At 36.1% G+C, this 14068-nt stretch carries 14 protein-coding genes and 1 other annotated feature; all 14 genes read left to right on the top strand.

The genetic code is table 11. The annotated features are described in order from the left end of the window. Positions 1 to 6: 6 nt before the first annotated feature. Positions 7 to 1119 (top strand): tRNA 2-thiouridine(34) synthase MnmA, encoded by a 1113-nt coding sequence (gene mnmA / locus HNR27_RS07310; RefSeq protein WP_429339264.1) that lies wholly within the window; start codon positions 7 to 9, stop codon positions 1117 to 1119. Positions 1120 to 1225: 106 nt separating this feature from the next. Further along, a complete protein-coding gene (locus HNR27_RS07305) occupies positions 1226 to 1900 on the top strand; it encodes a tetratricopeptide repeat protein (RefSeq protein ID WP_429339263.1) in 675 nt (224 codons plus the stop codon). Positions 1901 to 1910: 10 nt separating this feature from the next. Next, positions 1911 to 4232 carry an SF1B family DNA helicase RecD2 gene (recD2, locus tag HNR27_RS07300; RefSeq protein WP_429339262.1) on the top strand — a complete coding sequence of 774 codons (2322 nt, stop codon included), beginning with the start codon at positions 1911 to 1913 and terminating at the stop codon, positions 4230 to 4232. A gap of 74 nt (positions 4233 to 4306) precedes the next feature. Further along, positions 4307 to 4495 carry a hypothetical protein gene (locus tag HNR27_RS07295; protein ID WP_029191194.1) on the top strand — a complete coding sequence of 63 codons (189 nt, stop codon included), beginning with the start codon at positions 4307 to 4309 and terminating at the stop codon, positions 4493 to 4495. Between the two features lie 43 nt (positions 4496 to 4538). Further along, the gene (locus HNR27_RS07290; RefSeq protein ID WP_429339261.1) at positions 4539 to 5606 is read left to right on the top strand and encodes an AI-2E family transporter; all 1068 of its coding nucleotides are present in this window, start codon (positions 4539 to 4541) and stop codon (positions 5604 to 5606) included. A gap of 41 nt (positions 5607 to 5647) precedes the next feature. Further along, positions 5648 to 5855, top strand: a binding site (T-box leader). 103 nt (positions 5856 to 5958) lie between these two features. After that, positions 5959 to 8598 (top strand): alanine--tRNA ligase, encoded by a 2640-nt coding sequence (gene alaS, locus HNR27_RS07285; protein ID WP_429339260.1) that lies wholly within the window; start codon positions 5959 to 5961, stop codon positions 8596 to 8598. Positions 8599 to 8872: 274 nt separating this feature from the next. Then, a complete protein-coding gene (locus HNR27_RS07280) occupies positions 8873 to 9142 on the top strand; it encodes an IreB family regulatory phosphoprotein (RefSeq protein WP_212921111.1) in 270 nt (89 codons plus the stop codon). Beyond that, a complete protein-coding gene (gene ruvX, locus HNR27_RS07275; RefSeq protein ID WP_212921110.1) occupies positions 9143 to 9556 on the top strand; it encodes a Holliday junction resolvase RuvX in 414 nt (137 codons plus the stop codon). Between the two features lie 18 nt (positions 9557 to 9574). Beyond that, entirely contained in the window at positions 9575 to 9859 is a 285-nt protein-coding gene (locus HNR27_RS07270; RefSeq protein ID WP_212921109.1) for a DUF1292 domain-containing protein, read from the top strand. 187 nt (positions 9860 to 10046) lie between these two features. Beyond that, the gene (mltG, locus tag HNR27_RS07265; RefSeq protein ID WP_429339259.1) at positions 10047 to 11162 is read left to right on the top strand and encodes an endolytic transglycosylase MltG; all 1116 of its coding nucleotides are present in this window, start codon (positions 10047 to 10049) and stop codon (positions 11160 to 11162) included. A gap of 133 nt (positions 11163 to 11295) precedes the next feature. Further along, a complete protein-coding gene (locus HNR27_RS07260) occupies positions 11296 to 11934 on the top strand; it encodes an O-methyltransferase (protein ID WP_429339258.1) in 639 nt (212 codons plus the stop codon). A gap of 18 nt (positions 11935 to 11952) precedes the next feature. Further along, the gene (udk, locus tag HNR27_RS07255; protein WP_212921106.1) at positions 11953 to 12612 is read left to right on the top strand and encodes a uridine kinase; all 660 of its coding nucleotides are present in this window, start codon (positions 11953 to 11955) and stop codon (positions 12610 to 12612) included. A 121-nt stretch (positions 12613 to 12733) separates the two neighbouring features. Continuing rightward, on the top strand, positions 12734 to 13210 hold the full coding sequence (gene greA, locus HNR27_RS07250) for a transcription elongation factor GreA (protein WP_212921105.1): 477 nt from the start codon (positions 12734 to 12736) through the stop codon (positions 13208 to 13210). Between the two features lie 154 nt (positions 13211 to 13364). Then, the gene (locus HNR27_RS07245) at positions 13365 to 14036 is read left to right on the top strand and encodes a YrrS family protein (RefSeq protein WP_429339257.1); all 672 of its coding nucleotides are present in this window, start codon (positions 13365 to 13367) and stop codon (positions 14034 to 14036) included. The last annotated feature ends 32 nt before the right edge of the window (positions 14037 to 14068 follow it).

The following is a 14068-nucleotide window of genomic DNA, read 5'->3' as shown; positions in this document are numbered from 1 at the left end:
GTTACCATGAAAAATAATAAGGATATACGTGTTGTTGTCGGAATGAGTGGAGGTGTCGACTCATCTGTAGCAGCACTTCTTTTAAAGGAACAAGGATATGATGTTGTAGGTATTTTTATGAAAAACTGGGATGATACGGATGAATTTGGAGTTTGTACGGCAACAGAGGATTTTGAAGATGTCGTTCGGGTTTGTAATCAATTGGATATTCCGTATTACTCGGTTAATTTTGAAAAACAATACTGGGACAAAGTGTTTACGTATTTCTTGGACGAATATAAAGCGGGAAGAACTCCAAATCCAGATGTCATGTGTAATAAAGAAATTAAATTTAAAGCATTTCTTGATTACGCACTCGATTTAGGTGCTGACTACCTAGCAACAGGACATTATGCACAAGTTAGAGAGCATAACGGAAAATATGAAATGCTTCGTGGTGTGGATTCTAATAAGGATCAAACCTATTTTTTAAATCAATTGTCTAGTGACATATTAGAAAAAGTAATGTTCCCATTAGGGCATTTACCAAAATCAAAGGTACGTGAGATTGCTAGTGAACATGGCCTTGCAACTGCAACGAAAAAGGATAGTACAGGCATATGCTTTATTGGCGAACGAAACTTTAAGGAATTTTTGAGTGAATATTTACCAGCTCAGCCAGGTGAAATGATGACATTGGAAGGGGTTATAAAAGGGAAGCATGATGGACTAATGTATTATACAATTGGTCAAAGGCAAGGTCTAGGAATTGGTGGTTCAGGAGATCCTTGGTTTGTAGTAGGAAAAAACTTAACAGAAAATGTGTTATATGTTGAGCAAGGCTATCATAATGAAAACCTATATTCTGATGAACTTATCGCAACAGATTTAAATTGGATTAATCCGAATGATGTGAAAGAAACATTTTCATGTACAGCGAAGTTCCGTTATCGTCAAGAAGACAGTGGTGTAACCGTGCATGTATTAGAAGATGGCAATGTACGTGTAGTCTTCGATGAAAGTCAACGTGCCATAACCCCTGGTCAAGCAGTAGTCTTTTATGATGGAGAAGTTTGCCTCGGTGGAGGAACAATAGATAAAGTGTTGAAACAAGGTAAAGAATTGGATTATGTCGGTTAAATGAATTCTTAAATTGCGAATAGACTACCCTGAGTTATTGCTAAACAGTATAAACCCATAGTCTATCGCAATTTTTTATTAATCGTGTTAATAAAGGAGTAAAAAAATGAGCAAGATTGCAAGTGCAGTAGCTTTAATGAAGGAACACAAATACGAGGAAGCTGCAAGATTATTTAATGATTACATTGAAGAAAATCCAGCTGATCCTTTAGGATTTATCAATTTTGGGAATTTACTATTACATCTGGGTGATATGGATCATGCGAAGAGCTTTTTCGAAAAGGCTCTTTCGCTAGATGAAAAGTCTGCAACAGCTTACTATGGACTGGGTAACCTTTACTATGAGCTCGAAGATTATCCAAAGGCACAGAAGAACTTTTTACATGCAATTAAAAATGGCCTTGAGGAAGCGGATGTATTTTTTATGCTTGGTATGTCTCATCAAAATCAGCAACAATTCAAACTTGCACTCCCATATTTACTTAGAGCAAAAGAGTTATCCCCTGAGGATGAAGAAGTCTTATTCCAATACGGACTTGCATTAGCTCAAAGTGAGTTATTAGGGGATGCAAAAGAAGTGTTTCACGCTGTGCTAAATATCAATAGTAAACATTGTGATGCTTTATATAATTTAGGAGTAATTTCTCTATTTGAAGAAGATGTGATAAAAGCATTAGAGTATTTTAACCGGGCATTAGAAAATGAACCTACGCATGTGCTTGCTGCGAATGGGAAACGAATAGCCGAAGAAGCATTAAATTCCAAGGAGACTGGAATGTGAGGGATAGAAAATGGAGGATAATCAAAATATAGATTCGGAGTTCATAAAAGGAGAGCTCCTTTATACTATTTTCCAAAATGATATCGAGCATTTCTCCATTGCGAAGGTTAAAGTACATGGGACCAATTTAGAATACAACGAGAAGGAAGTTGTGGTGAAGGGTTATTTTTCAAGTTTGCAGGAAGGAACAGTTTATCAATTTTTTGGAAAACTGGAACGACATGCTAAATTTGGGATACAGTTTAGTGTAGCATCCTATCATACGGTTATTCCTGATACAAAAGAAGGACTTATTTCCTATTTATCTAGTGATATGTTCTATGGAATCGGAAAAAAAACAGCAAAAAAAATAGTCGAGCATTTGGGGGAAACAGCAGTTTCCAAAATCTTAAATAACCCTAACATTCTATCGGAAGTACCAGGATTAAAAAAAGAGGCACGAGAGACCATCGTAAAAACTTTACAGGAAAATCAAGGCTTTGAACATGTAGTGGTTTATCTAGCTAAGTATAATATCGGATTAAGAATGGCTCAAAAGATTTATGATAAATATAAAGACGAAACAATAGAATTGTTACAAAAAGATCCTTATTGTTTTGTGTTCGATATCGAGGGTTTCGGGTTCCAAACAGCAGATATGATTGCGAAGAAGAATGGACAATCGTTATCTAACCCAAACCGGATTGGAGCAGGATGTATCTATATCCTGCAACGTAGTGTACAAGATGGACATGTCTATTTGCCTTTAGCACAGTGCCTCCAAGAGGTTGGAGTATTACTAAGGAACCCAGAACAAGCAATATCTGAAGAGCAAATAACGGATGTGCTTTCCGAATTAAATAAAGAAAAGAAGGTTATCCTTCAACATGGAAACGTCTATTTACCTTCCTTATATTATGCTGAGGACGGGTTTGCATCTAGTGTTCAGCGTCTAGTCTCTAATCAAATCGAAGAGGAGACAACACTTGCCGACCTTATGAAAATCATCGGTGATATTGAAGAAGAAGAGGTTTTAAGCTATGGAAAAGAGCAGTTTCATGCCATTGAACAAGCATTAAAATCGAAGCTGATGATTTTAACTGGTGGACCTGGGACGGGAAAGACCACTGTTATAAAAGGTATTATTCAGGCATATGCTAAAATTCACCGTGTATCTATTGATCCAACTTCCTATGAACATCGGGCAGATTTTCCATTTGTGTTAGCTGCACCAACTGGAAGAGCAGCAAAACGACTCCACGAATCTACAGGCCTTCCTGCACTGACAATTCATCGACTTTTAGGATGGAATGGTAGTGAGAGTTTTGAGAAGGATGAGCATGATCAACTCGATGGGAAGTTCTTAATCATTGATGAGTTTTCAATGGTGGATATATGGCTGGCCAACCAATTATTTAAAGCTATCCCAAATGATATGCAGGTTCTAATTGTTGGTGATGAAGATCAGCTTCCATCAGTTGGCCCTGGGCAGGTCCTAAGTGATTTGCTTGAAAATAATCGAATACCTAAGGTTAGTCTACACGAAGTATATCGGCAAAAGGAAGGCTCTAAAATTATTCAACTAGCACATGCAATAAAAAATGATAGTTGTACTATTGACCTATTGCAAAATGACAAGGATTTTAGCTTTATTGCCTGTCGTGAGAACCATGTTGTCAAGGTGATCACCCAAGTTTTTGAGAAAGCGATACAAAAAGGTCTAGATGTACGAGATATTCAGGTGCTTGCTCCAATGTATAAAACAGAGGCAGGTATTACATTAATTAATAAAGCTCTACAGGATTTAATTAATCCAAAAAGTAAAGGGAAAAGAGAAGTAAAAGTAAATGATATTGTTTTAAGAGTTGGTGATAAAGTTATCCAGCTTGTTAATCAACCAGAGGATCAAGTATTCAACGGTGATATCGGCGAGGTTGTAGCGATTTTTGAAGAAGATGAGAACACAGACCATGTCGAACAGCTTGTCGTATCGTTTGATGATCGAGAGGTAGTGTACGAACGTAAAGATTATATTAATTTAATGCATGCCTACTGTATCTCTATTCATAAATCACAAGGCAGTGAATTTCCTATTGTCATTCTGCCAGTCGTATCGACTTATCACCGAATGCTTCGGAAAAACCTTCTGTATACAGCAATTACTAGGGGAAAGCAATCCTTAATAATTTGTGGTGAAAAACAAGCATTTCTACACGGTATTAAAAAATTAGATACAAATAAACGCTTTACATCGCTTAAAGAACAACTATCTGAAAGATTACTAGAGATGCCAATCTCCCAAAATAGTAATGAGATTGAAGAAGAAGATATTTCTCCCTATGATTTCATGTGATTAGGTATATTTTGGGAAAAACGGGAAAGCATAACATAATACCTATCATATTTACTAGGAGAGATATTATGTTAATGCGATGCCCAAATTGTAGTAGTAAAGATATCGGAAAAATTGGTACCCAGCAATTCTATTGTTGGAATTGTTTTGTAGAAATGTCTGTTACAGGTAATGAATTAACGGTTCATCAAGTAGAAGCAGATGGTAGCCTAAGCTCCTTGAATGATTTATTTACGGAGGAAGAGAGAAAGGTAGAATGGTAATCCTTTAGTTCGAACTAGAAACTCATGCTAAGGGGTGTACCATATGTTTTTACAAAAAAAACCAACTAATTTTCTCTACTGGATTATTACGGGAATCTTTGTATTTCTCTTTATTTTTCTTTTAGTAAAGCTTTTTCCTTATTATAAAGCTTTTTTTTCTTTTATCTGGCATTTACTGGCACCGTTTCTCATCGCATGCCTAATCGCCTACTTGTTATATCCAATTGTTCAAAAAATTAACGCTTACAATATTCCGAGAAGTATTGCTATATTATTTATTTATCTATTGTTTTTTGGAGGGGTCGGTTATCTCATTTATCGTGTATACCCTACATTTGTCTTACAATTAAGGGACTTAAATGAATACTTGCCACAATTAGTTGCAATGTACCAAGATGCAATTTATCAAGTATATGAATCAACCTCTTTTTTACCTGAGACCGTACACGACAAAATGGATGAAACGATTCAAGCTGTTGAGCAGTCGATTGATTCAACGATTGGAAAGTTAATTGGTGGTATTACAAAAATATTTGATTTTATCATTATATTGACTGTAATACCAGTTTTGGTTTTTTATTTTTTAAAGGACTATGAGAAAATAAAAGAATATACAAAGCGATTCATTCCGAGAAAATACCAAGAAGCCTCAAGTAATCTAGTGCATGCTGTTGATGAAGGATTAGGTAACTATATTCGTGGACAGCTGTTAATTTGTCTTTTTGTCGCAATAACAACTTATATTATTTTCCAATTACTTGGGTTAAACTATGCACTTTTACTTGCTATCTTTATGGGGCTAATGAATATGGTTCCTTACTTTGGCCCAATTATTGGTGCAGTTCCCGCTGTCTTAATTGCCCTAACCGTATCCGGGAAAATGGTTGTCTTTGTTCTAATAAGTGTTTTTGCTATTCAATTAATTGAAAGCAACTTCCTATCACCATATATTATGGGGAAGAGCACGCGCATCCATCCTGTTGTGATTATATTTGTTTTATTGCTAGGTGGAAAAATTGGTGGCGTATTAGGTATGATACTTGCTGTTCCTGCTTTAACTGTTTTAAAGGTGGTAATAAAGCATAGTTATATCATGATTCGTGAACATTGACTTTTGATTAAAAGTTAACTATAATATCGCTATCTATATGAATTATCACGTTGAAGGTTATGAGTACATGGCACTCGATTTAAAGAGAGGAATTTCCTTAGGCTGAAAGAAATTCTAAATAAGAACCATGGAAAGCTAAACCAGAGTACGGGCTAATCCCCGTCGGTCTCATACCGTTATCATGCTGGAGTGATGAACATTTTAATGGTTCATAATTAGGGTGGTACCGCGAATAATCTCGTCCCTGCATTAGAGCAGAGAGGGGATTTTTTTTATTTTTCCTGAGGATTATGGTTACTCAGGTAACGACTAATAGCCATTCTACGGTTTAAATAAAAAGGAGGAAAATGTAATGAAACAATTAACATCTGCTCAGATCAGACAAATGTATCTTGATTTTTTTCAGGAAAAAGGACATAAGGTTGAGCCTAGTGCGTCATTAGTTCCACAGGATGATCCAACATTACTATGGATTAATAGTGGTGTGGCAACATTAAAGAAATATTTTGATGGACGAGTGATTCCAGAAAATCCCCGCATTGTGAATGCACAAAAGTCAATCCGCACCAATGATATTGAGAATGTTGGGTATACCGCCAGACACCATACTTTCTTTGAAATGTTAGGTAACTTTTCTATTGGTGATTACTTTAAAAAAGAAGCGATTGAATGGGCTTGGGAATTTTTAACAAGTGACAAATGGTTGGGACTGGATCCTGAACGACTATCTGTAACGGTCCATCCAGAGGATGATGAAGCATATGATATGTGGTTAAATGATATAAACATTCCAAAGGATAGGATTATTCGTCTAGAGGAGAACTTTTGGGATATTGGTGAAGGCCCTAGTGGTCCGAATACTGAAATCTTCTATGATCGTGGAGTAGAATACGGAAATAATCCTGACGATCCAGAGCTTTATCCGGGTGGAGAAAATGACCGTTATTTGGAGGTTTGGAATCTAGTATTTTCTCAATTCAACCATAACCCAGATGACACTTATACCCCTCTACCAAAGAAAAATATTGATACAGGTATGGGGCTAGAACGTATTGTATCGGTTATTCAAGATGTCCCAACTAATTTTGAGACAGATTTATTTATGCCTATTATTCAGAAGACAGAAGAATTAGCAAATGTTAAGTATGGTGTTGATAAAGCAAGTGACACAGCATATAAAGTTATTGCTGACCATATCCGAACAGTTAGCTTTGCAATTAGTGATGGTGCACTTCCTTCTAATGATGGAAGAGGTTATGTCCTACGAAGATTAATTCGTCGTGCTGTTCGTTTTGCGAAAGAAATTGGTATTGAAAAGCCATTTATGTATGAGTTGGTTGAAACGGTTGGAACAATCATGAAGGATTTTTACCCAACCGTATTAGATCAAGCTGATTTTATATCTAGTATTATTAAAGTAGAGGAAGAACGTTTCCATGAGACATTACATGAGGGACTGGATATTTTAACGGCTATTATCGAGAAGGAAAAGGAAAAAGGTTCTACCATTTTTCCTGGAAAAGAAGTGTTTCGCCTTTACGATACGTATGGATTCCCAAAAGAATTGACTACAGAATATGTAGAACAGCTCGGGTTTACTGTAGATGAAGCTGGCTATGAAGCTGAAATGGAAAAACAACGGGAACGTGCAAGAAACGCAAGACAAAAAGTAGATTCCATGCATGTACAGGATGAAGTTTTAGGAAAGTTGGACATGAAGAGCGAATTTGTTGGGTATGATACATTACGTATAGAAACAAAGATTGCTGCAATGATAAAAGATGGTGAGTTAGTAGACGTTGCAGGTGCTGGGGATGAGGTGCTAATCTTTTTAGAAGAAACTCCTTTCTATGCGGAAAGCGGTGGACAAATTGCAGATCACGGTATAATTTCCTCCCACACAGGAAAGGCACTGGTGAACAATGTTCAAAAGTCACCGAAGCAACAAAATATCCATTTTGCAATTATTGACAATGGTGAATTACATGTTGGGGACACTGTACAGGCTGAAGTAGAGGAAGAACTACGCAACTTAACGATAAAAAATCATACAGCAACACATTTACTACATCAAGCATTAAAGGATGTATTAGGTAAACATGTCAATCAGGCAGGATCACTAGTTGCACCCGAACGATTACGCTTTGACTTCTCTCATTTTAATGCTGTAACAAAAGAAGAACTAGAACAAATTGAGCATATTGTTAATGAAAAAATATGGAACTCAATATCACTGGATATTTCCTATAAAAATCTGCAGGAAGCAAAAGAAATGGGTGCGATGGCTCTATTTGGTGAAAAGTATGGAGAAATCGTTCGTGTTGTTCGCATTGGTGAGTACAGCTTAGAGCTTTGCGGTGGTTGTCATGTTCGTAATACGTCTGAAATCGGTTTGTTTAAGATCGTTTCAGAAGGGGGTATCGGGGCAGGCACTCGTCGTATTGAAGCAGTAACTAGCAAATATGCTTTTGAATTCCTTTCTGGAAAACTAGCAGTATTACATTCAACCGCCCAGTTATTAAAAACCAATGAAGAAAGGGTAGTTGACCGTGTGGAATCACTTTTCCATGAAATGAAAGCATTGCAAAAGGAAAATGACTCTTTAAGTGCAAAGCTATCTAATCTTGAAGCTTCTTCAATTCTTGACCAAGTAGAAGAAGTAAATGGAATTCAGGTCTTAGCACAAAAGGTCAATGTGAAAGATATGAATCAATTGCGCGCTATGGTTGATGATCTGAAGCAAAAGCTAGGTTCTGCTATCATTTTATTAGCAACCGATAATGATCAAAAAGTTCAGCTAGCAGCAGGGGTTTCCAAAGATTTAATGGCCAAAGGCTTACATGCAGGAAACTTAATTAAACAAGCAGCCCAGCTTTGTGGTGGCGGCGGTGGTGGACGTCCTGATATGGCTCAAGCTGGTGGAAAAGATGCAACTAAAATTCCAGCTGCACTAGCATATGTAAAAGACTATGTGAATGAATCTGTTAAATAGAGTGTATTTGAAAAAAATATGTACTGTCTAAGTAGACGTTTTTCGGTACGGGTTCACATCGCATCGCATTGACAAATATTTTTAGACAAAGTTGTATGAAATTAATTAACTAAGACATATTTTTCCCAATTGCACACGTAGCAACAATAAATAAATCACCGCACTTAATGATTTTATAGAGAATAGTCTTCATTCTATCAAATAAAATATTATAATATATCTTCCAAACATGTTAGAATAGAACTAGAGGTAAAATGTGGAATGGGGTGTCGTGATGAGTTCAATCGATAAAACAATGAAATTCAACTTTTCGGAAGAGCCATTTAATCGAGATATAAAAGAAGTACTACTTACTGTCCATGAGGCACTTCAAGAGAAAGGTTATAATCCGATCAACCAGATTGTTGGATATTTACTATCGGGCGATCCGGCTTATATTCCAAGATATAACGATGCACGTAATTTAATCCGAAAAATTGAACGTGATGAGGTAATCGAAGAGCTTGTTAAATACTATCTAGAAAAGCAATCCATGGATCGATAGATGAAGATATTAGGGTTGGATGTTGGCTCCAAAACAATCGGAGTCGCCGTAAGTGATGAACTGGGATGGACAGCCCAGGGATTAACTACGATTAAATGGGATGAAAATAGTATAGAGTCTGCAGATATACCATTGAAAGAAATCATCGAAGAACATAAAATAGAGAAGGTTATTGTAGGGCTACCTAAAAATATGAATGGTACCATAGGGGAACGTGGAGAAGCTTCCATGCGATATGCAGATCATATTGAAAAGGTACATCAACTACCTACTGTATTATGGGATGAGCGGCTGACAACCATGGCAGCAGAACGAGTATTACTTGAAGCGGATGTAAGTCGAAAAAAACGAAAAAAGGTAATTGACAAAATGGCCGCTATGATGATTTTACAGGGATATCTAGACCAAAAATGAAAAGGAGAATGATTTTTAATGGCTATTGAAGAAAAAGAGCGCATCATCATTCCAGACGAAAATGGTGTTGAAAATTTATTTGAAGTATTGTTTACCTTTGACGTCGAAGATACCGGGAGCTCCTATATTGCTGTAGTACCGGCAGAACAAGTCAATGATGAAGAAGTAGAAGTGTATGCCTTCCGTTATGAGGAAAAAGATGACGACGATTTGTCCCTATTTGCTATAGAGTCAGATGAAGAATGGGAAATCGTTGAAGAAATGCTTAATACGCTAGCTGAAGAGGAAGAGCTAAGCGAATAATAAAAATTATAGAAATGGGAATAGTAGGTGCAGTAAGCTTGCACTTACTATTTTTTTGAGAACTATGGCGAAATACTCAGAAGAGCACTGCTATTTATTTTCTACCTTCCTTATCACTAGCTACTATAAACTCCTAGCACATCATGTCTTTTTTTAGTATAATATAGCGGATGAGAGGGGTATGACTATGTCTAATAGAAAAGATAAGGGTAGTTTTAAAGATAATTTAATTGCTAGGGGAGAAGAAGCTCGTACCGTACGAAAGGTAGTAGCAATTGTGATTTCATGTCTTTTAATTATCCTAATAATTGGTGGAATTTCTGGCTTTTTATACGTTAAATCTGCTCTCAAGCCAGTAGACCCAGGAAATGAAAAAGGGGTTCAGATTGAAATTCCTATGGGATCCTCGACTTCTAATATTGCGGATATATTAGAGAAGAATGATATCATTAAAAATGGACTTATATTTCGCTTTTATATAAAGTTTAAAAATGAATCGGGATTTCAGGCAGGAAAGTATACGTTTACGAAATCCATGACCTATGACCAAATTATTGAATCATTAAAAAATGGACGTATTATTAAGGAACCTGTTTATCGGGTGACCATTCCTGAAGGTTTAACGATTGAAGAGATTGCAGCTATATATGCTAAGAAATTACCAATGAAGGAAAAGGACTTTATTGATAAAGCAAGTGATCCAGAGTACATTAAGCAATTAATGCAGAAATACCCAATATTAACGGAGGATATTTTAAATCCAGAATTAAGGTATTCCTTAGAAGGTTATTTATTCGCAGCAACATATGATTTCTACGAAGAAAATCCTCCAATAGAATTAATTATAGAAAATATGCTGGATAAATCTCAAGAAGTGGTTGGCAAGTACTTAAATGCAATTGATGAAAAAGGCTTATCTATTCATGAAGCAGTCACGATGGCATCTGTAGTAGAGAAAGAAGCAGTTACGGAGGATCAACGTAAGAAAATTTCAGGTATCTTCTATAATCGCTTAAAGGTTGGAATGCGACTACAAACGGATCCGACTGTTTTATATGCGATTGGTGGACATAAGGCCAAGGTATTAATTTCTGATACAAAAGTAGAGTCGCCATTTAACACGTATCGAATTAATGGATTACCAATTGGACCAATTTCTAATTTCTCTGAGAATGCATTAGAAGCGGCAATCAACCCAGAAGAAACCGATTACTATTATTTCTTGCATGATGGACAAGGCAATATTTACTATTCAAAGACACTAGAGGAGCATAATGCTTATAAAGCTGAATACATTAAATAAACTTGGAGGAAGTGTGAAGTAATATTCACATTTCCCGTTTTTTTGGTAAAAGCACAGTGGCTTATAATTAGATAGTGTAATTTTTGCATAAACTATACATCCTATAAGGATAAGTACGAATGAGGGTTATAATATGGAAGAACATTCAAAGGAATATTTACTAAGACATCTACCAGAGTCTGAAAAATGGGTGAAAGAACTTGAAGAGAAGGCTAAATTAGACCGTATTCCGATTATGGACCCAATCGGAATTAACTTTCTTATGCAATTAATTCGATTAAATAAACCACAACGGATATTGGAAATCGGTACAGCAATCGGTTATTCCGCCTTACGAATGAATGAGGCTTGCCCAGAAGCAACCATTACCACAATAGAACGAGATGATGTACGTTACCAGGAAGCAATTCAAAATATAACGAAATTAGGTAAACAGGATAGTATTCATGTGCTATACGGGGATGCACTTGATAAGTTAGTCGAATTGGCAGATGCTAAGCAAACTTTTGAATGTATTTTTATTGATGCAGCAAAAGGACAATACAAAAATTTTTTTGAATTAGCAGTACCACTACTCGCAAAAAATGGATTTATTATTACTGATAATGTACTATTTAGAGGGTATGTAATGGATCCAGCATTTGAGCATCCTCGCTATACCAAAATGGTTGAAAAAATAAGAGTGTATAATGAATGGCTGGCAAATCATCCAATGTTTATTACAACAATACTACCTATTGGTGATGGAGTAGCAATTAGTTATAGAAAATAATCAGGAAGGGGAATAGGAATGCAAAATAAACCAGTAGTAATAGGTGTTGCAGGTGGAAGTGGAAGTGGTAAAACATCTGTAACAAGATCCATCTGCCAGCAATTTAGTGACAAAACAATTCTTGTAATTGAACAAGATTATTATTATAAAGATCAGAGTCATTTACCCTTTGAAGAAAGATTAAAGACAAATTATGATCATCCATTGGCATTTGATAATGATTTATTAATTAAACATGTACATAAATTATTAAATCGTCAGCAAATCGAAAAGCCGGTATATGATTACAAAGTCCATAATCGATCAAAAGAGACTATATTAGTTGAACCAAAGGACGTTATTATACTAGAAGGAATCCTTATCTTAGAGGATCCGCGATTAGTCGATTTAATGGATATAAAGGTATTTGTGGATACGGACGCTGATCTGCGCATTATCCGGCGATTACTGAGAGACATTAAAGAGAGAGGAAGAACCTTAGATTCTGTAATCGATCAATATTTAAATGCGGTACGTCCAATGCATCTCCAATTTGTTGAACCGACAAAGCGCTATGCGGATATCATTATTCCTGAAGGCGGAGAAAATCATGTAGCAATTGATATCATGGCGACAAAAATCGAAAAGATATTGTCAAAAAATAATGAAAATAGTTTGAAGAAAAGTATTGAAAATTAAGGTGATTTCTGCCATAGTTATGGATAGTATACTTTTAAAATGGCTATATTTTTTAGTACTTATATTGCCAAGCTAATAAATAGCTTGATCTAGCAGTAGATAGAAAAAGGAGTTGTTTTTAATGGCTGTAGAAAAAAGTTATTATATGACACAAGAGGGGAAAGAGAAATTAGAACAAGAGCTTCTCTATTTAAAAACAGAACGCAGACAAGAGGTAGTAGAAAGAATTAAAGTCGCGCGTGGTTTTGGTGACCTCTCTGAGAACTCTGAATATGATGCAGCAAAGGATGAACAAGCATTTGTTGAGTCTCGTATTGCTCAGGTAGAAAAAATGATCCGCAATGCCGTTATTATTGAAAATGATAATTTAAATCCTAATATGGTGTCACTAGGTAAAGCGGTTACCTTTAAGGAATTACCAGACGGTGAAGAAGAAACATATACAATCGTAGGTAGTGCAGAAGCAGATCCATTTGAAGGGAAAATTTCCAATGACTCTCCAATGGCTAAAAGCTTATTAGGCCATGAGGTTGGTGAAGAGGTATCGGTTGCAACTCCTGGTGGAGAGATTCAGGTAAAAATAGTAAATGTTGAATAACACACTAGAAGCGGGGGAATACCCCGCTTTTCAATTTTCTCTACCACGTCTTGCAAGAATATCTTCTTAAGCATAGATGGTAACGTATTTGATATAATTAGTAGCATATAATTTATGGTACTATAATAAGGTATACATAGGGAGGGAAGAGGAAATGAGTAGTTTTGATAGAAATAGTCGAGTTAATAAATTTGAAAAAAGACGAAAAAATACAAAGTTAATCTCTACATTAATCATTGTTGCTAGTTTTCTTGTTGTATTTCTCATTGGTTTATGGATTTTTGGACCTGACAAAGAACCAAAAGATGATATTGCAGCACCTAAAACAACTGTAGACGATAAGACAGCAGATAACGACGCAGGTACTACGGATGAAACTGAGGATACAGAACAAAATTCCTCTCAAAACCAAGAAGAATCATCGCAATCCAATGAAAATGATACAGATAAAGCTGATGAAAGTTTTGCAAATGAAAATGTAGAAACAGAACCAGCAAATCCAATAGATAGTAGTGATAATGTCATAGAGGCATATACAGCAAACTGGTCCCCAATTGGTACCAATCAAACAGGACCACATACCACCCAATTTGATGATGACTCTCAAGATTGGAAGGAAATGAAGCAGGCTATTCGATTAGCTACAGGACTTACAGAAGGGGACATGATTACCTGGTTCATAGGAAATGGCGGAGACCAAAAGGCAATAGGAACCGTAACTAATAAAGCCGAATCAGAGATATATCGTGTATATATAAGCTGGATTGATAATCAAGGATGGCAGCCTACATTAGTTGAACGACTGAAGAATAACGATAAAAAATAAGACGTATAGTACTATTTCGGGAGGAAATCATC

The sequence above is a fragment of the Ornithinibacillus bavariensis genome, assembly GCF_050433565.1.
Classification (GTDB): Bacteria; Bacillota; Bacilli; order Bacillales; family Amphibacillaceae; genus Ornithinibacillus; species Ornithinibacillus bavariensis.
This window is presented reverse-complemented; position numbering and strand designations above follow the sequence as displayed.

Coding starts and splice junctions, on each gene's coding strand:
- mnmA (WP_429339264.1), top strand. CDS start 7: ATGAAAAATAATAAGGATATACGTGTTGTTGTCGGAATGAGTGGAGGT.
- HNR27_RS07305 (WP_429339263.1), top strand. CDS start 1,226: ATGAGCAAGATTGCAAGTGCAGTAGCTTTAATGAAGGAACACAAATAC.
- recD2 (WP_429339262.1), top strand. CDS start 1,911: ATGGAGGATAATCAAAATATAGATTCGGAGTTCATAAAAGGAGAGCTC.
- HNR27_RS07295 (WP_029191194.1), top strand. CDS start 4,307: ATGCGATGCCCAAATTGTAGTAGTAAAGATATCGGAAAAATTGGTACC.
- HNR27_RS07290 (WP_429339261.1), top strand. CDS start 4,539: ATGTTTTTACAAAAAAAACCAACTAATTTTCTCTACTGGATTATTACG.
- alaS (WP_429339260.1), top strand. CDS start 5,959: ATGAAACAATTAACATCTGCTCAGATCAGACAAATGTATCTTGATTTT.
- HNR27_RS07280 (WP_212921111.1), top strand. CDS start 8,873: ATGAGTTCAATCGATAAAACAATGAAATTCAACTTTTCGGAAGAGCCA.
- ruvX (WP_212921110.1), top strand. CDS start 9,143: ATGAAGATATTAGGGTTGGATGTTGGCTCCAAAACAATCGGAGTCGCC.
- HNR27_RS07270 (WP_212921109.1), top strand. CDS start 9,575: ATGGCTATTGAAGAAAAAGAGCGCATCATCATTCCAGACGAAAATGGT.
- mltG (WP_429339259.1), top strand. CDS start 10,047: ATGTCTAATAGAAAAGATAAGGGTAGTTTTAAAGATAATTTAATTGCT.
- HNR27_RS07260 (WP_429339258.1), top strand. CDS start 11,296: ATGGAAGAACATTCAAAGGAATATTTACTAAGACATCTACCAGAGTCT.
- udk (WP_212921106.1), top strand. CDS start 11,953: ATGCAAAATAAACCAGTAGTAATAGGTGTTGCAGGTGGAAGTGGAAGT.
- greA (WP_212921105.1), top strand. CDS start 12,734: ATGGCTGTAGAAAAAAGTTATTATATGACACAAGAGGGGAAAGAGAAA.
- HNR27_RS07245 (WP_429339257.1), top strand. CDS start 13,365: ATGAGTAGTTTTGATAGAAATAGTCGAGTTAATAAATTTGAAAAAAGA.